We start from the raw sequence: 15426 nt of genomic DNA on the forward strand, positions 1-15426 counted from the left end.
ACGTTCAGCAGGCGCTCTTGAAGGTGAGATCCTTGCTCCCCGGCTGGATGCCGGGCGTCAGACTGACCTCGCCGGCTCCCGTCTGGCCAGGGCCGCTCGTCATGGTCCAGGTGATCACCACGTCGTCACGGGTCGCGATCAAGATGGCAAGCACCACCACGGGTCGCCCGTCGATGGTCTGCGCATCCAGTGTCTGACGCTTCCCGTCCACCTTCAACTGATCGATGGAGCCGCCATAGGGACCGTAGATGCGGACGAGCGTGAGCTGTGCACCGGGTTCGGTCCCAAACGTGCCGCCGCCCGTCACCGAATCGGGCAGCTTGGCAGCCTCGGCCGGAGCGATCGCCTGGCTGAGGCTCATGGACCCGGACACGGTCTGTTGATCCTGGGAGCATGAGGTGGCTCGCGCGTCGGCCCAGTAACGCAGGTAGAAGGACATCTTCGAACCGGTCGCGTCGTTGACACCTACGTCGATGTGAGGAGTGCTGCCCTCATCCCCCGACAGTCGGCCCTGGATTGCTGAACCTTCCAACTCAGTTGAAACTGCCGGGTCGAATGACGCGAGCAGGAAGCGCCGCTCCGTTGCCGCTCGACTCAGGCCCCGCACCATGTCCACCGGAGAGGGAGGGTCGCGGGTCAACCGATCGAAGATGGCGCCGGCCGCATCCTCGAACAAGACATCTTGAGCCTGCACATCGAGGTTGCGATATGGCTTGTTCAAGAGCTCGTCGACAAGGTTCTCCGAAGTCAAGGTGAGGTCCCCAACCGAAACTGGGCCAGTGCCCTCGAGCAGGTAGGACATCGCGACGGGATCGAGGGAGATCACGCCGTCGATGGGGGTCGAGGGGAACTTGGCGTCCCAGTGTGCGCGCCACAGCTCCGCTGCCCGGGGGAAGTCGGGGGTGAAGCCGGGGTCCTGGAAGTACGTGCCGACCTCCTCGCCATAGACGGCGACCTCCTCCTCGGTGAGGGGCAGGACCGGCTTCTGAGCCGTGGGGAAGTCGAGAGCAGTGCCCTGCTTGACCATCTCGAGCTTGCCGTCCTCGGCGTGCACCTGGGCCCAGGCGCCAGGCATGCCGCCGGTGGCGCGAATCTCTGCGTTGTTCTGGAAGATGAGCAGGTAGTCGCGGGGACCGTCGGCCCCCACCATCGTCGGCAGCACCGCCGTAGCCGTGTCCGCTGCCGTGAGCGACTGGGCAGCCTCGTCCACTCGGTCGACGTAGTCGTCGAAGCGTGGGCGGAACGCGCCTACGAAGCCGCCACTGTCGATGTCATCGACCTCGTCAGCCGCCTGCTGGAAGGCGGCACCGGCTTCCGACACCGGCCCCTTGAGACCCTCCACGACCGTGACGTCGATGCGACCGTCGACCGAGAGCCGGTCGAGGTCGTCGATGGTGGCGGCAAGCGGTGTGATCCCTTCGTCGGCCATGACGTCGAGCGAGCTGCTCAGCGCGCGGACGCCCTGCACGTCGTCGCCGAGAAAGGGGAGCTTGGTCAGGGTCGCCCACCACCATCCGTCAGTCCGATCCGACGCAGCCGAGGACGCTTCTTGCAGGTCCGCGATGGCCTGGTCACGGGCATCGCTGTCGTTGTCTCGAACTGCGGCGGTGAGCGCATCGACGCTGGCTTCTGCGTCACGCAGGTCTCGTTGGACCTGCCATGCCTGCCATCCGGTGAGCAGAACCGCTGCGAGAATCACCCCGCCCAGTACGGCCAGGACCCTGCGACGTGTGACCACGCGGGCATCCTCTCAGGTCCGCTGCGCTCTGGTGGCAAGTGGATCATTCCCAGACCACGGTCGATCGTGCTCGGGCATGCGAAAGGCCCCACGTCACCGTGGGGCCTTCAGCAAGTCGTGTCAGCGGCGGCGCTTGACGACCTTGAGCTTGTAGGAGTCGCGCGAGCCCTTCCAGACCGAGTTCTTCGCCGGGGTGAACACCATCGTCACCGTGTAGCGGCCGGCCTTGCGCAGACGCGGGCCCTTGACGGACTTGGGGGATCCGGTGAAGGAGGTCGTGCGGGTGTTGTTGACACCGGGACCCTTGACGGTGACCTTGACCGAGCCACGCGGCCGGGCGTTGCCGTTCGCACGCACGTTGATCTTGAACTTGGGCGCGGTGTTCTGCTTCACCGACTTGGGGCCCGTGATCGACGAACTCGTGGCGATGCAGCCCGTGTAGGGGCAGGCAGCCGTGGACGGGGAACCGGTGAAGGCCACCAGCCCGGACGCGATCAGGAACGAGGCCAGCAGGCCCACGATCAGCTTCTTCATCAGGTATCTCCCCATGTGACGCCCTCGAGACGTCGGCTAAGTATTTGAAAGTGCATGAGTAGTGAATCACACCGCCATGACGTTTTGCCAGTTCAGAGCACCTTTCGTGCCCAAGAGGACTCCTATCCGGAAAGTTCACCGAATGGCCTACGTCGCGTGGCCCGTTGGGGCTATTGCCTTCCCCGACGCATGCTGGGTGCGCTAGACGATCGGGACCGCGTCGGCGATGTTGAGGAGGTTCCGCGCTTCGGCAGGGGTCATCGGCCGGCGCTGAGCCAGCGCACCCAGTGAGACCACACGCTCGACCAGCTGGGCGTTGCTCTCCACCGGGACGCCCCGACTGATGGTCAGCACGTCCTCCATCCCCACCCGCAGGTGGCCGCCCTTGGACAGGGACGCGAGGGCGACGGCAAGGGTCGTGCGGCCGATGCCGGTGGCCGACCAGGACGTGACCTCCGGCGGCAATGTCGCGACGCCCGCCACGAGGGCGTCGGCGGTGCCAGGCATCCCGCCGGGCACGCCCATGACGAAGTCGCAGTGGACACGACCGCCGTACGGGAGGCCGAAGCGGTCGATGAGGCGGGTGAGGGCGTGGGCCTGGCCGAGGTCGAAGAGCTCGAACTCCGGGACGATCTGTCGCTCCTGGCTGAGCTGGTAGAGCTCGCAGACGAACGGCCAGGGGTTGGAGAAGACGTCGTCGCCGAAGTTGGTGGTGCCCATGGTGAGGCTGCACGAGTCGGGCCGTGCGTCCAGGACCTTGAGGCGCTTGTCGAGGGGGTCGTGCACCGAGCCACCCGTCGAGAGCTGGACCACGAGGTCGGTGCTCTCGTGGAGGGCGTCGACGGTCTCGGTCAGGAGGCCCAGGTCGAGGGTCGGGCGATGCCCGGCGTCGCGCACGTGGACGTGGATCATGGCGGCGCCGGCAGCCTCGCAAGCCTGGGCGGTGGCGACGAGCTCCTCGAGCGTCGTGGGGAGCTGCGGGCAGTCGACCTTGGACGTCTCGGCGCCGGTGGGGGCGACCGTGATCAGCAGGGCCTCGGGAGGTACGACGGACATGCGGGTCATGGTGTCAGAGCGGCCGCAGAGGTGGTGGTGGGCGGTCGGCGGTCCGGGGTCTCGACGGGTGTTCGTCGCTGGCGCTCCTCACTGCTGGACCACTGGTGGGTGGTTTCGAGGCTCGCTCCGCTCGCACCTCAACCACCGTGAGCGAGGATCTCTGTCATGAGGGCGGTGGTGCAGCGGGTGGTGTCGGCGGCGGTGAGCATCGACGGGGAGGTGACCGGAGCCATCGACGGGCCCGGGCTGCTGGTCTATCTCGGGGTGACGCACTCCGACACCGAGGAGACCGTCCGGTGGCTGGCGCGGAAGGTGTGGGGGGTGCGCATCCTGCGGGAGGAACAGTCCGCCTCGGACGTCTCGGCGCCGATCCTGGTCGTCAGTCAGTTCACGCTCTACGGCGACGCCGCGAAGGGGCGTCGCCCCACGTGGGCGGCGGCAGCGCCTGGCGCCGTCAGCGAGCCGCTCTACGAGGAGTTCTGCAGGGAGCTGCAGACGCTGGGTGCGAGCGTCTCGCGCGGGGTGTTCGGCGCCGACATTCGGGTGGAGTCGGTCAACGACGGGCCGGTCACTCTCGTGCTGGAGCGGTGACTCAGCCGACCTGCATGGACTTGTAGACGACGAAGGCGGTGATGACCACCAGCACGAGCAGCCCCGCCAGCTGGAGGTAGGCCATCCGCTTGCGTGCCACTGCCGGGTTGCGCTTCGTCACTGCTGCCTCTCAAAGACACGGTATTAGACGCAGCATAGGAGCGGCCCCGGGCGTGTGTCTTGCGAACACACGGCCCGGGGCCGAACTCTCAGAGGCGGACGTTCACCTCGGCGACCGAGCCGACCGCCGCGACGACGCGGTTGTCGACGGGGTCCGCCTTGGGGGCGAGGGTGCGCAGCGTCCACTCGCCCTCGCCGGCGAAGAACCGGAAGTGGCCCGTGGCCGAGGTCGGGACCTCGGCGGTGAACTCACCGGTGCGGTCGAGAAGGCGCACGTAGGCGTTGCCGACGGGGTCCTCGCCGCGGAAGACCTGGCCCTGGATGATGGCCTCCTTCTTGACGTCGACGCCGTCCAGCGACAGCCCGCCCTCGGTAGCGCCGCACATCAGGCGTCCCCGGGCTCGTCGCCCAGCGCGATCGGGACGCCCACCAGGGAGCCGTACTCGGTCCAGGAGCCGTCGTAGTTCTTGACGTTCTGGTGGCCGAGCAGCTCCTTGAGCACGAACCAGGTCAGCGACGAGCGCTCGCCGATGCGGCACAGCGCGATCGTGTCCTTGGAGTCGTCGATGCCGACATCGGCGTAGAGCGCCTTGAGGTCCTCGTCGGACTTGAAGGTGCCGTCGTCGTTGCAGTTCTTGCTCCACGGCACGTTGAGCGACGTGGGCACGTGGCCGGCGCGCTGCGCCTGCTCCTGCGGGAGGTGGGCCGGGGCCAGCAGGCGACCGGCGTACTCGTCGGGGCTGCGGACGTCGATGAGGTTCTGCACGCCGATGGCGGCGACGGCGTCGTCGCGGAAGGCGCGGATGGACGTGTCCTGGTCCTGCGCGGAGTACGTCGTCTTCTCACGCGTCGGGACCGCGTCGGTGAGCTCGCGGGAGTCGAGCTCCCACTTCTTGCGGCCGCCGTCCATCAGGACGACGTCCTGGTGGCCGTAGAGCTTGAAGTACCAGTAGGCGTAGGCCGCGAACCAGTTGTTGTTGCCGCCGTAGAGCACGACGCGGTGGTCGTTGGAGACGCCGCGGTCGGACAGGAGGGCCTCGAACTGCTCCTTGTTGACGAAGTCGCGGCGGACCTGGTCCTGGAGGTCGGTGGTCCAGTCGAGCTTGATCGCGTTGCGGATGTGGCCCTTGTCGTAGGCCGTGGTGTCCTCGTCGACCTCGATCAGGACGACGTCGGGGTTGTCGAGGTTGTCCTCCACCCACTGGGGGGAGACGAGGGAGCTCTCGCGAGTCATGGTGTTGCCTTTCAGTTGGTTGCGGACCGGCCGGCGGCGACCGGGCCAGACGTGCTGGTGAAGCGGCGGATGAGCAGGTAGAGCTCGCAGCCCAGGCAGAACCGGAAGACCGCGTTGAGCAGGGCGGCGGTCAGGGCGAACCCGGTGGCCACCAGGCCGAGGAGGTCGGCACCGGAGAGGAAGCCGATGACACCGACGAGCGCGAAGCCGAGGCCGACCGCCTGGGCGAACCGCGGCGGGGCGGGGTCCTCCCACTCGGGCGCCTTGGTCAGGCGAGGGCGCACGAACGTGCGGAAGAACCAGGAGTGGGGGCTGCGCTGGACGCCCAGGACGGCGGCCCAGGCGAACAGCGCAGCCTGGACCGACAGCAGCACGGTGGCGAAGGTGCTGGGCGCGGTGGCGAGCACCGTCGCCAGGACGACGGCGGTCACCGCAGCGTTGAGCTGCGGGCCGCGCGAGTCGATCTGGGTGCTCATGGCTCTCCTGTGTCCTGGCTGCTGGGGAAGGCAGGGACCCGTGGCGCTCGGTGCGCGCGGCTCGGCAGGAAACTAGAGTGAACTAGTAGACTTAGCGGAGCAGTGGACGGGGCCCGTCAGGACATTCGACACAGGGACGAGTGGACGCGGCAGTGGTCCACCGCGCGTCGCTTCGTCAACCAGGTCGAGGTCATGACTCCAGAGTAGGGAGGGCCCTGTCAGGACGCCCAATCGGTGTCCGCATCGTGGATGGTCAGTCCGCCATTCGAGATGACCACGCTCGGGCCAGGCCCACGGACGCTCCGCCGAGAAGGGCGCCGAGCGCGTTGGCGACGACGTCGACGTACGTCGCCGAGCGCTCGTCGAGCAGCAGCGCCTGCACCACCTCCACGCTCCCTGCGAACACGAAGCCGTAGGCCGTCCAGTCGCGCCACGTGCGGCCGGCCCAGATCAGGGCGGCCAACCCGGTGGCCGGCACCAGGATCGCGACGTTGCACAGGAACTCGACGCGCGAGGGGACGAGCAAGCGGTCGGGGGCGCCGAGCCGGTCCAGGACGTCGCCGACCCAGCTGACGCTCGAGGAGGGGGTGTCCACCGACGGCGTGAGCAGCGCGAAGAGCAGCACCGCCAGGTAGCAGAGCAGCAGGACGCGCGCCGCTCGCCGTGTCCGGTCCCTCGTCTCCACGACGGACACCGTCCCATGTGGGCGAGCGGGGCCAGGGAGCCCCCCGGGCCGGGATCTCTATGCTCGTGGGCCATCCGACCTCCACTGCAGGGCAAGAGAACGGGACCACCGTGCCGAAGCGCGCATTCATCACCGGCATCACCGGCCAGGACGGCTCGTACCTCGCGGAGCTGCTGCTCGCCAAGGGCTACGAGGTGCACGGGCTCGTGCGCCGGTCCTCGAGCTTCAACCGCGGCCGGATCGACCCGATCTACCTCAACCCCGAGGCCAGCGAGCGGCTCTTCCTCCACTACGGCGACATGACCGACGGGGTCAGCCTGGTCAACCTGGTCCTCGAGATCCAGCCGGACGAGGTCTACAACCTGGCGGCCCAGAGCCACGTCCGGGTGTCCTTCGAGATGCCGGAGTACACCGCGTCCGCCGACGGCATCGGGACGATTCGCCTGCTCGAGGCGATCCGCGCCGCCAAGCTCGACTGCCGCTTCTACCAGGCGTCCACCTCGGAGATGTTCGGCGCGACTCCCCCGCCGCAGGGCGAGGACACGATCTTCTACCCGCGCTCGCCCTACGCCGCCGCGAAGCTCTACGCCCACTGGATGACGGTCAACTACCGCGAGGCCTACGACATGTACGCCGTGTCCGGGATCCTCTTCAACCACGAGTCGCCGCGACGCGGCGAGACGTTCGTGACCCGCAAGATCACCAAGGCGGTAGCAGCGATCAAGGCCGGCGTCCAGGACGTGCTGATGCTCGGCAACATCGATGCGGTGCGCGACTGGGGCTACGCCAAGGAGTACGTCGAGGGCATGTGGCGGATGCTGCAGGCCGACGAGCCGAGCGACTACGTGCTGGCGACTGGCGTCGGCACGACGGTGCGCGAGTTCGTGCAGATGTCCTTCGAGCACGCCGACCTGGAGTGGCAGGACTACGTGATGTTCGACCAGCGCTACGAGCGGCCCACCGAGGTGGACGCGCTCATCGGCGACCCGTCCAAGGCACGCGACCTGCTGGGCTGGAAGGCGGAGACCGGCGTGCGGGAGCTCGCGCGCCTCATGGTGGACGCGGACGTCGCCGCGCTCGCCGAGGGGTTCGGCACCCAGCCACGATGACCATGTCTCGGCAGACCGCGCTCGTCACCGGGGTCTCGGGCCAGGACGGCGTGTACCTCGCCCGGCGCCTGGTGTCAGAGGGCGTCCGCGTGGTCGGCACGGTGCGCCCGGGTGACGAGGCGAGCCGGGCGATGGCGGTCTACCTGGACGGCGTCGAGGTGGTCGAGCACGATCTGCGCGATGACGCTGGCTTCCGTCACCTCCTCGAGGCACACCGACCGACCCGGGTGTTCAACCTCGCCGGCTTCTCCTCCGTCGGCGCCAGCTGGGACCACCCCCAGCTGGTGGACGACGTCAACGGCGCCGCCGTCGAGCGGATGCTCGCCGCCCTCCTCGAGCTGCGCGACGAGCAGGCCGTCGACGTGCGGTTCTTCCAGGCGGGCTCCGCCGAGGAGACCGGCGACGCCTCCGACAGCCCGTATGCACGCTCCAAGGCTCGGGCTCACGCAGCGACCACGCGCTTCCGCGACGAGCACGGGCTCTTCGCCTGCACGGCCGTGCTGCACAACCACGAGAGCCCCCTTCGACCCCAGCGCTTCGTGACCCGCAAGATCGTCCGCGCCGCCGCCGAGATCGCCCTCGGGCGTCGCGACGAGCTCACGCTGGGCAACCTGGACGTGGCACGCGACTGGGGCGCCGCTGCCGACTACGTCGACGCGATGGTGCGGATGCTCCAGGCCGCAGCTCCGGCCGACCTGGTCATCGCCACGGGAGTGACCCACACGCTGCACGACCTGCTGGTGACGGCCTTCGAGGCAGCGGGGGCGGGCGACCCGGCGGCGTACGTCGTGCAGGACCCTGCCCTGCTTCGGCCCTCGGACTCCCCCACCATGGCCGCCGACCCGTCGCAGGCGCACCGGATGCTGGGCTGGAAGCCGACGCAGACGTTCGAGGACGTCGTGGCCCACATGGTGCGCGTGGACCTCACCCGGCTGGAGTCCGGTGTCGAGGAGTCGCCGGAGTACCTCTACCTCGGCTGACGGTCAGCCGATCCGGCTCAGCGCCTGGAGGACCTGATCCTTGCGCGGGGCGCCGGCGGCGCGCGTGACCTCGACGCCGTCAGCGTCGAGGACGATCGTCGTCGGGGTGCGCAGGATGCCCACGCGACGCACGAGGTCGAGGTGGTGCTCGGCGTCGACCTCCACGTGGGCCACGCCCGGGACGACCTCCGCCACCTCGCTGAGGATCCGACGGGTCGCGCGGCAGGGCGCGCAGAACGCCGAGGAGAACTGCAGCAGCGTCGCCTTGTCCCCCAGCTGGTCGGCCCACGCCGTGTCGACGAGGAGCGAGGGCGGGACGGGCTCGACCGCCTCGGGCTGCTCCGGCTCGGGCGGGGTCTCGGCGTCGCGGACCCGGCGGGTCCCGCGGAAGCGACCGTCGGTCAGGGCGCGGTAGCCGCCGAACGCGAGCGCCGCCACGACGGCGACGACGAGCACGAGGAGTCCGGTGGGCACGTCGACCTCAACGACGCGGCGGCGTACGACATTCCGCGACGTCGTCCACCGAGCCGTGGGTTGAGGAGGTTGCGCAGCAACCGTCTCGAAACCCCCGGCGGCGTACGGCACCCCGGCAGCCGTGGTTTCGAGACGGGACTTCGTCCCTCCTCAACCACCGGGGGCTCAGCCGCCGGCGAAAGGTGGGAGGAACTCGAGGGTCGAGCCCGGGGGGACCTGGAGCTCGGCGGGGTCCTCGGTGGCGACGGGGCGGTCGCCGAGCAGGACCGAGCAGACGCCGATGACGTCCATGAGGCGGGTGCCCTCGTGCAGAGCCGACACGCGCTCCATGACCTCGGCGAGCGAGATCGGGCCTGTTACCGGCAGGTCATCCCCGTCGACCCCGGCGGCCGATCGTGCGGCAGCCCAGTAACGGACCCGGATGAGATCGGTCTCATTTAACTTGGAACGATCCACTGTGTCTGACACGTTTCGGTACTCTTCTCCTGAGATTCGCCTGACCGGAGCCCAGCGTTGCGTTTCGGTCCCCGCCCCATTGTCGGGAGGAGACCATTGTGAGCACACTGCTGCTACTCACGAGCGCACTGCAGCCCTCGTCGGAGGTGCTGCCCGGGTTGTCGTTGCTCGGGCACCAGGTCAAGGTCCTGCCCGCGGAGGGCAGCGCCCTGCTGGAGGCGCCCGAGGCCGGGCTCCTGCTCGTCGACGGACGCCAGGACCTCGCCGGCGCCCGCGACCTGTGCCGCCTGATCCGTACGACGGGCACCGACGTGCCCGTCCTGCTCATCGTGACCGAGGGCGGCCTGTCCGTCGTCAACCACGACTGGGGCATGGACGACGTCGTCCTCCACACGTGTGGACCGGCCGAGCTCGAGGCCCGCATCAAGCTGGCGATCGGGCGGCTCCACGCCCGTCGCGAGGCCGCCGATCCCGACGCGCACGTCATCCGCTCCGGTGAGGTCGTCGTCGACGACGCCACCTACACCGCCAAGATCGGCGGCCGGTCGCTGGACCTGACCTTCAAGGAGTTCGAGCTCCTGAAGTTCCTTGCCCAGCACCCCGGCCGCGTCTTCAGCCGCCAGCAGCTGCTGCAGGAGGTGTGGGGCTACGACTACTTCGGCGGCACCCGCACCGTCGACGTCCACGTGCGTCGCCTGCGCGCCAAGCTCGGCCCCGAGAACGAGACCCTCATCGGCACCGTCCGCAACGTCGGCTACCGCTTCGTGGTGCCGGCGAAGGACAAGGAGGGCGCGGCCGACGCGGCCCTCGTCTCCGAGCGCCAGCAGCAGGACGCCTGAGCCCAGCCCTAGGCTGAGGCGATGAGCCGACTCGAGCTGATCGCGACCGAGGCCGAGGCCGTCGACGGCGCCGCCCCCATCGACGAGGGCACCTGGCGCACCCGACGCCTCCACCCCGAGCTGGCACGCGAATGGTCACACGACGACGGGTTCGCGCTGCTGGTGGGTGACGAGCTGAGCCTCGTGGTGCGGCCCGAGGCGCGACGCCACGGCATCGGCCGCGAGCTGCTGGAGCAGGCGCTCGCCGACCTGGAGGGCACGACGCTGCTGGCGTGGTCACACGTGGACCATCCCGGGGCGGCCGCCCTCGCTGCGACCCACGGGTTCGAGCCCGTGCGCGCGCTGTGGGTGATGCGTCGGCCCACCACCGCGGCGCTGCCGCCGCTCGCCGTACCGGACGGGGTGCAGGTGCGCTCCTACGTGCCCGACGACGCCGCCGAGGTGCTGCGGGTCAACGCGGCGGCGTTCGCGCACCACCCTGAGCAGGGCGCGATGGACACCGACGACCTGGCGGCGCGGATGGCGGAGGACTGGTTCGACCCGGCCGGGCTGCTGGTCGCCGACGCCGGCGACGGGCGGCTGCTGGGCTTCCACTGGACCAAGCGTCACTCCGCCGAGACCGGCGAGGTGTACGTCGTGGGCATCGACCCCGCCGCTCAGGGCAAGGGGCTGGGCAAGACGCTGACCCTCGCCGGGCTCCACCATCTCGCGGACGTCGACGAGATCATCCTGTACGTCGAGTCCGACAACGCGCCCGCGATCGCGGTCTACTCGGGCCTGGGCTTCACGCACGCCGACGCGGACACCCACGTGCAGTACCGGCGCTAGCCGCTCTCACCACTCAGGCAGCGGCACTGGCTCCGCCTGGGAGTTGGAGCGGGAGTCCCGGCGGGACTCGCGGCGCTGCTCCTCCAGACGGCGCTTCTCCAACGCTCGGCGGTTGCGCTCGGCGAGGCGCTGCTGGCGCTCGGCGACGGTCTCGTCCGCCGGCGGCGGGTCGGCGGCGTCCTCGGCGTCGGGTGGGTCGCGGTCGGCCAGCTTGTCCGCGAGGCGGTCGTCGATGACCACAGAGGACTCCTCCGGGCTCACTGAGCCGTCCCGGTCGGCGTCGGCGACCGCCGCGTCGGCGGCTGCCCGCTCCTCCGCGCTCACCTCACCGTCGCCGTCGGCGTCCGCGGCCGCCTCGGCAGCGGCTCGAGCCTCGTCGGCGCTGACAACCCCGTCCTCGTCGGTGTCCGCCTCGGCGGCGGCCTCCGCCTCCTGAGGGCTCACCTCGCCGTCCTGGTCCGTGTCCGCCTGCGCCGCCGCCTCCTCGGCGCTGATCTCGCCGTCCTGGTCGGTGTCGGCGTCGGCCGGGTCACGGGGATCGTCGAGCTCCTCGGCCTCTCGCGCGGCCTCCTTCGCGGCCTCGACCTCCACACAGCCCTCGAGCACCTCGCGGGCGATCAGCCACTCGTCCTCGGCGGCCAGCTTCCCGCGCTCCTCCACCAACGCGTCGCCCAGCTGCTCGTGGGCGAGCGCGAGGTTGTTGCGCACCCGGCACTCCCACTCGGGAGGGACGTCCTCGTCGAGCGCTCGCTCGTAGGCGTCCACGGCTTCGTCGAGCTCCTCGTCGCGATGCAACGAGGCGCCCTCGTCGAAGTGGGCGATCCACTGCTCGAAGGGGTTGAGGAGCTGATTGGCCGCGAAGTCGCCTCGCGCCCCGTCGTACTGCTCGGAGTCGAAGGCGGACAGCCCCTGCGCCTCCTCGACGAGCAGGAGTCCGATGCGACCTGAGACCAGGAGCATCAGGAGGGCCGGCAGGACCCCGACGAGATAGAGCCGGTTGCGAGCGCGTCTGCGGTTCGGGTTGCTCACGCCAGGGACCTCCCGGCGGCCCACGAGCGCCGCCAGTAGCGACGCAGGTCCACGAGACCGAGAGCGACGAGAGCGAGCGCGAACATCCAGTACAGGTCGAGGGCGACGGGGACCTCGGCCCCGTCGTACGCCGGATCCGGCTCCTGGAACCGGTCCGCCCACTCAGCGGCCATCGCGTCCAGACCGGCTGGGGCGGTCCGGTGCACGTAGGGCACGCCCATCTCCTGGGCCGCGGCCCGCAGGTTGGTCTCGTCGATCCGAGAGACCGCGTCCCCACCTCGCCGCGCCTGCACCCAGCCCTGCTCGGGCCTGCCCTCCACCAGCGGCATGCGCCCGCCGGCCACGGTCCCGTAGCCCAGAGCGACCCCGGCGTCGACCAGGGGTGCGAGCTGCGCGAACGAGCGCTGCGCCCGGGCGTCGGTGTTCTCTCCGTCCCCCATCAGCACGACCAGACGCGGCCGACGCGGAGACCGCTCCTCGAGCTCGGAGAGCAGGCTCGCCATCGTCGCCAACGGACGGTCCAGGCTCGAGCCGTCACCGGCGAAGGCCTCCTCGCGGCGCAGCAGCTGGATGTAGTCGGCGATCACCGTCTCGTCCTGGGTGGACGGCAGCTCGATGCGCACCCGCCGGCCGAACGAGACCACGGTGAACCGGCCTGTGGGCAGCGCGTCGACGAGCTCGTTGAGATCCGCTCGGGCTCCCGCGAGGCGAGGGCGTCGTCCCGCCCAGTCAAGCGCGGACATCGACGTGGTGCGGTCGAGGAAGACCAGCACCTCGAGGTCGGCCGTGCGGGTCGGCGCCACCGGCTCCTCCCCCGAGCCCGGACGCAGCGCGATGGCCACCAGCAGGGCGACCATCAGGCCTCGGAGGAGCCACCCGCCGCGCTCGCTCCGACGCGACCACGCGGCGCCGTAGACGACCATGGCGAGCAGCACCAACGCACCGACGACGATGAACGGAAGGTCCACGATGGGGTTCATCGGCGTCTCCCGAGGAGCGCGCCGCTGAGGAGGACGACGAAGCCGGCGACCGCCACCCCGAAGGGGACCACCGGCTCGTCGATCTCGACGCCGGTGGGCAGGGGACGCAGCCGGTCGCGCTCGATCTCCTGGATGCCGCGGATGACGTCGTCGACGCCCCCGGTGTCCTCGACCACGGACATGAACCCGCCGGTGTCCTCCGCGGCGTCGGTGAGCTCCGTGGCACGTGCGGGCTTCATGCCTGGGGTGCCGATGCCGTAGACGACGACCTCGTCGCGGCGGGCTTCGCCCGCGGCCTCCGAGAGGGTGAAGATGCCCTCGCCGAGCGGGTCGTTGTCCGTGGCCAGCACGATCGCGCGGCCCCGGTCGTCGTGGTCGACGTCGAAGCGCTGGAGGCACGACATGACCCCGTCCCCCGTCTGGCTCGCCCGCTCCTCCACCGCCTCCGTGCCGATGAAGTAGTCGTAGTCCTCGGTGGCGAAGGCGGCCTCCGCCTCGTCCAGCTTGCTGCGGACGAAGGCGTAGTCGTCCGTGAGGGGGAAGACGGAGATGGACAGGCCACTGTACATCGTCAGCCCCAGGCGCTCCCCGTTCAGGCCGTCCAAGAGCTGCCGGAAGCTCTCGACCACCTTGCGGTTCCAGGGGTCCATCGAGCCTGAGACGTCGAGGCAGAGCACGATGTCGCGCCCGTTGCGGTCGGGCTCGACCACCACCGGTCGAGCGGGACGCGCGCTCATCAGGATGGCGCCCGTCAGCATCGCCAGAGCGCCGAGCGTCGCCACCGCCGCGACCAGCTGCTCACGACGAGCGAGGGCGCGAAACCGCGGCAGGGTCCGCAGCCGGTCGGTGTGAGCCACCAGCAATCCGTCGTCCCTGCGACGCGGTTGACGGGTCCAGAGCAGCACCAGCAGCACGACGATCGATGCGAGACTCACGGCCAGCATGGGCCACCTGAGCTCGATCATGGTCGCCACCCGACGACGACGGCCCGGGCGTCCGCCAAGGCCTGCGCGAGCCGGTCGGCGGGGTCTCCCTGCGACCCCGGAGAGAACTCTGGCGGGTAGACCAGTGCCACCACCTCGGCCACCGGGGCGGGACCCCGCTGACGCAGCTGCTCGAGGTTCATCGGACGGGTGTCCACCGCTCCCACCGCGGCGGCGAAGGACCGGACGATCTCGCTGATCGCCTGGTGCGCCCCTCGAAGCGAGAGGTCTCCCGCGCCCACCTGTGCCTCCACCCGGTCAAGGCGGGCCAGGTGCTCCCGCCGGTGCGCCTCGGACCCGGTCTCTCGCGGCCGACCCGGGGACCGAGCCCACCAGGTCACCCCGGCGTACCACGCGACCACGAGCACCGGCAGCAGGATCGCCAGCCACGTCAACCACGGGGAGTACGACGTGGGCCCGGTGAACTCAGCGGCTGCGAGCATGCCGGTGCCTCTCCAGAAGCCGGAAGACAGCCGGCACGGCGGACTCGTGGTCCGCGACCCGCTCGTAGGGGATGCCCAGACGCGCCAGTCCGGCCTTGAGGTCCGCCGCCTGCGCCGCGGCCGCGTCCGCGAAGTCCTGCCTCAACCGCGCGTCCTCACCCAGCCAGTCGGGCAGGAGCGTGCCTCGGTCCACGTCCCTCAAGCCCGGCACGGAGCGCAGCGTCGGGTCGAGGTCGTCCAGGGTCACGAGCAGCACCTCGTGCTGCACACGGGCCCGCCCGAGCGCCGCGGCCACGCGGTCGTCGAGACCTTGCTCGTCACAGACGACGACCATGATCGTGCGGCGCCGACGCACGACGCGGGCGACGTGTTCCAGCAGCCCGGCCAGGTCAGCGGGCGCGGTCTGAGGCGTGATGGCGTCGTGGACGGCACCCAGAGATCGCTCCAGCCGCAGCTCCCCACCGGACGGTTGACGCACGTGGCAACCGCCCGCGTCTCCGTAGGCAACGCCTACGAGGTCGCCGTGGCGCACCGCCAACCAGCCCACGACCCCGGCGACGAAGACGGCGAGGTCGCGCTTGGGAAGGAGCCGCGCGTTGACGGCGGCCATGCTGTGGCCCGTGGAGACCACGACCAGGACGGTGTGCTTGCGAGTGGCGACGAAGCGCTTGACGAGCATCTGTCCACCACGGGCAGAGGCCTTCCAGTCGATGTCGCGCACGTCGTCGCCGCGGACGTACTCCCGCAGGTCGTTGAGGTCCATCGAGCGACCGACCGCCGTGGAGGCGTACTCGCCCTGGAGGAGGCCGCGCACCTTGCGGTGGGAGTGGATGGCCAGCCGAGCCTTGATCCGAGGGAGATGGGTGGTCAT

Annotated in this window: 19 protein-coding genes; 5 read left to right on the plus strand and 14 right to left on the minus strand. The window is 70.1% G+C overall.

Translation table 11 applies throughout. The features are described from left to right. Window positions 1-4: 4 nt before the first annotated feature. The 3 genes from E4622_RS09190 to E4622_RS09200 all read right to left on the minus strand — a co-directional run bounded on the left by E4622_RS09190 (window position 5) and on the right by E4622_RS09200 (window position 3328). Window positions 5-1738 carry a DUF4012 domain-containing protein gene (locus E4622_RS09190; RefSeq protein ID WP_134739903.1) on the minus strand — a complete coding sequence of 578 codons (1734 nt, stop codon included), beginning with the start codon at window positions 1736-1738 and terminating at the stop codon, window positions 5-7. Between the two features lie 120 nt (window positions 1739-1858). After that, window positions 1859-2272 (minus strand): hypothetical protein, encoded by a 414-nt coding sequence (locus E4622_RS09195; protein ID WP_134739904.1) that lies wholly within the window; start codon window positions 2270-2272, stop codon window positions 1859-1861. A gap of 201 nt (window positions 2273-2473) precedes the next feature. Next, window positions 2474-3328 carry a 3-keto-5-aminohexanoate cleavage protein gene (locus E4622_RS09200; RefSeq protein WP_134739905.1) on the minus strand — a complete coding sequence of 285 codons (855 nt, stop codon included), beginning with the start codon at window positions 3326-3328 and terminating at the stop codon, window positions 2474-2476. A 165-nt stretch (window positions 3329-3493) separates the two neighbouring features. Between E4622_RS09200 and dtd the strand changes: the two genes are divergently transcribed. Further along, on the plus strand, window positions 3494-3919 hold the full coding sequence (gene dtd, locus E4622_RS09205) for a D-aminoacyl-tRNA deacylase (RefSeq protein ID WP_134739906.1): 426 nt from the start codon (window positions 3494-3496) through the stop codon (window positions 3917-3919). A gap of 209 nt (window positions 3920-4128) precedes the next feature. Here dtd and E4622_RS09210 read toward each other — a convergent pair whose 3' ends face one another. The 4 genes from E4622_RS09210 to E4622_RS09225 all read right to left on the minus strand — a co-directional run bounded on the left by E4622_RS09210 (window position 4129) and on the right by E4622_RS09225 (window position 6434). After that, window positions 4129-4425 (minus strand): DUF1416 domain-containing protein, encoded by a 297-nt coding sequence (locus E4622_RS09210; RefSeq protein WP_134739907.1) that lies wholly within the window; start codon window positions 4423-4425, stop codon window positions 4129-4131. Then, on the minus strand, window positions 4425-5273 hold the full coding sequence (locus tag E4622_RS09215) for a sulfurtransferase (protein WP_134739908.1): 849 nt from the start codon (window positions 5271-5273) through the stop codon (window positions 4425-4427). Before E4622_RS09215 ends, E4622_RS09210 begins: the two co-directional genes overlap by 1 nt. Before the next feature lie 11 nt (window positions 5274-5284). Then, complete coding sequence (locus E4622_RS09220) at window positions 5285-5749, minus strand: DUF4395 domain-containing protein (protein WP_134739909.1); 465 nt, start codon at window positions 5747-5749, stop codon at window positions 5285-5287. A 253-nt stretch (window positions 5750-6002) separates the two neighbouring features. After that, the gene (locus E4622_RS09225; protein WP_167736032.1) at window positions 6003-6434 is read right to left on the minus strand and encodes a VanZ family protein; all 432 of its coding nucleotides are present in this window, start codon (window positions 6432-6434) and stop codon (window positions 6003-6005) included. A gap of 110 nt (window positions 6435-6544) precedes the next feature. Here E4622_RS09225 and gmd point away from each other — a divergent pair, with 110 nt between their 5' ends. Together gmd and E4622_RS09235 are read left to right on the plus strand one after the other, a co-directional pair. Next, window positions 6545-7543: a GDP-mannose 4,6-dehydratase gene (gene gmd, locus E4622_RS09230; RefSeq protein WP_209021855.1), complete on the plus strand. Its 999-nt coding sequence runs from the start codon at window positions 6545-6547 to the stop codon at window positions 7541-7543. 2 nt (window positions 7544-7545) lie between these two features. Next, window positions 7546-8523, plus strand: a complete 978-nt coding sequence (locus E4622_RS09235) for a GDP-mannose 4,6-dehydratase (protein ID WP_167736033.1) — start codon at window positions 7546-7548, stop codon at window positions 8521-8523. Window positions 8524-8526: 3 nt separating this feature from the next. Here the strand turns inward: E4622_RS09235 and E4622_RS09240 are convergent, their stop codons facing one another. Next, window positions 8527-8997 (minus strand): thioredoxin family protein, encoded by a 471-nt coding sequence (locus E4622_RS09240; protein WP_134739913.1) that lies wholly within the window; start codon window positions 8995-8997, stop codon window positions 8527-8529. Window positions 8998-9162: 165 nt separating this feature from the next. After that, window positions 9163-9318 (minus strand): hypothetical protein, encoded by a 156-nt coding sequence (locus E4622_RS23130; protein WP_245155967.1) that lies wholly within the window; start codon window positions 9316-9318, stop codon window positions 9163-9165. A gap of 233 nt (window positions 9319-9551) precedes the next feature. Here E4622_RS23130 and E4622_RS09250 point away from each other — a divergent pair, with 233 nt between their 5' ends. Together E4622_RS09250 and mshD are read left to right on the plus strand one after the other, a co-directional pair. After that, window positions 9552-10292 carry a response regulator transcription factor gene (locus tag E4622_RS09250; protein WP_134739914.1) on the plus strand — a complete coding sequence of 247 codons (741 nt, stop codon included), beginning with the start codon at window positions 9552-9554 and terminating at the stop codon, window positions 10290-10292. Between the two features lie 21 nt (window positions 10293-10313). Continuing rightward, window positions 10314-11120: a mycothiol synthase gene (mshD, locus tag E4622_RS09255; protein WP_134739915.1), complete on the plus strand. Its 807-nt coding sequence runs from the start codon at window positions 10314-10316 to the stop codon at window positions 11118-11120. 6 nt (window positions 11121-11126) lie between these two features. Here the strand turns inward: mshD and E4622_RS09260 are convergent, their stop codons facing one another. From E4622_RS09260 to E4622_RS09280, 5 genes are read right to left on the minus strand one after another with little or no spacing between them, the layout of a single operon-like run. Beyond that, window positions 11127-12149, minus strand: coding sequence for a hypothetical protein (locus E4622_RS09260; protein ID WP_134739916.1), 1023 nt, complete (start codon window positions 12147-12149; stop codon window positions 11127-11129). Further along, the gene (locus E4622_RS09265) at window positions 12146-13129 is read right to left on the minus strand and encodes a vWA domain-containing protein (protein ID WP_134739917.1); all 984 of its coding nucleotides are present in this window, start codon (window positions 13127-13129) and stop codon (window positions 12146-12148) included. Before E4622_RS09265 ends, E4622_RS09260 begins: the two co-directional genes overlap by 4 nt. Further along, window positions 13126-14094 (minus strand): VWA domain-containing protein, encoded by a 969-nt coding sequence (locus E4622_RS09270; protein WP_134739918.1) that lies wholly within the window; start codon window positions 14092-14094, stop codon window positions 13126-13128. Before E4622_RS09270 ends, E4622_RS09265 begins: the two co-directional genes overlap by 4 nt. Then, complete coding sequence (locus E4622_RS09275; protein WP_134739919.1) at window positions 14091-14555, minus strand: hypothetical protein; 465 nt, start codon at window positions 14553-14555, stop codon at window positions 14091-14093. The genes E4622_RS09270 and E4622_RS09275 overlap by 4 nt, the downstream gene beginning before the upstream one ends. Next, complete coding sequence (locus E4622_RS09280; RefSeq protein ID WP_134739920.1) at window positions 14539-15426, minus strand: DUF58 domain-containing protein; 888 nt, start codon at window positions 15424-15426, stop codon at window positions 14539-14541. The genes E4622_RS09275 and E4622_RS09280 overlap by 17 nt, the downstream gene beginning before the upstream one ends.

It is taken from the genome of Nocardioides sp. 503 (assembly GCF_004522095.1).
Lineage (GTDB): Bacteria > Actinomycetota > Actinomycetes > Propionibacteriales > Nocardioidaceae > Nocardioides.

Coding starts and splice junctions, on each gene's coding strand:
- E4622_RS09195 (WP_134739904.1), bottom strand. CDS start 2,272: ATGAAGAAGCTGATCGTGGGCCTGCTGGCCTCGTTCCTGATCGCGTCC.
- E4622_RS09200 (WP_134739905.1), bottom strand. CDS start 3,328: ATGTCCGTCGTACCTCCCGAGGCCCTGCTGATCACGGTCGCCCCCACC.
- dtd (WP_134739906.1), top strand. CDS start 3,494: ATGAGGGCGGTGGTGCAGCGGGTGGTGTCGGCGGCGGTGAGCATCGAC.
- E4622_RS09210 (WP_134739907.1), bottom strand. CDS start 4,425: ATGTGCGGCGCTACCGAGGGCGGGCTGTCGCTGGACGGCGTCGACGTC.
- E4622_RS09215 (WP_134739908.1), bottom strand. CDS start 5,273: ATGACTCGCGAGAGCTCCCTCGTCTCCCCCCAGTGGGTGGAGGACAAC.
- E4622_RS09220 (WP_134739909.1), bottom strand. CDS start 5,749: ATGAGCACCCAGATCGACTCGCGCGGCCCGCAGCTCAACGCTGCGGTG.
- E4622_RS09235 (WP_167736033.1), top strand. CDS start 7,546: ATGTCTCGGCAGACCGCGCTCGTCACCGGGGTCTCGGGCCAGGACGGC.
- mshD (WP_134739915.1), top strand. CDS start 10,314: ATGAGCCGACTCGAGCTGATCGCGACCGAGGCCGAGGCCGTCGACGGC.
- E4622_RS09265 (WP_134739917.1), bottom strand. CDS start 13,129: ATGAACCCCATCGTGGACCTTCCGTTCATCGTCGTCGGTGCGTTGGTG.
- E4622_RS09270 (WP_134739918.1), bottom strand. CDS start 14,094: ATGATCGAGCTCAGGTGGCCCATGCTGGCCGTGAGTCTCGCATCGATC.
- E4622_RS09275 (WP_134739919.1), bottom strand. CDS start 14,555: ATGCTCGCAGCCGCTGAGTTCACCGGGCCCACGTCGTACTCCCCGTGG.
- E4622_RS09280 (WP_134739920.1), bottom strand. CDS start 15,426: ATGACCACCCATCTCCCTCGGATCAAGGCTCGGCTGGCCATCCACTCC.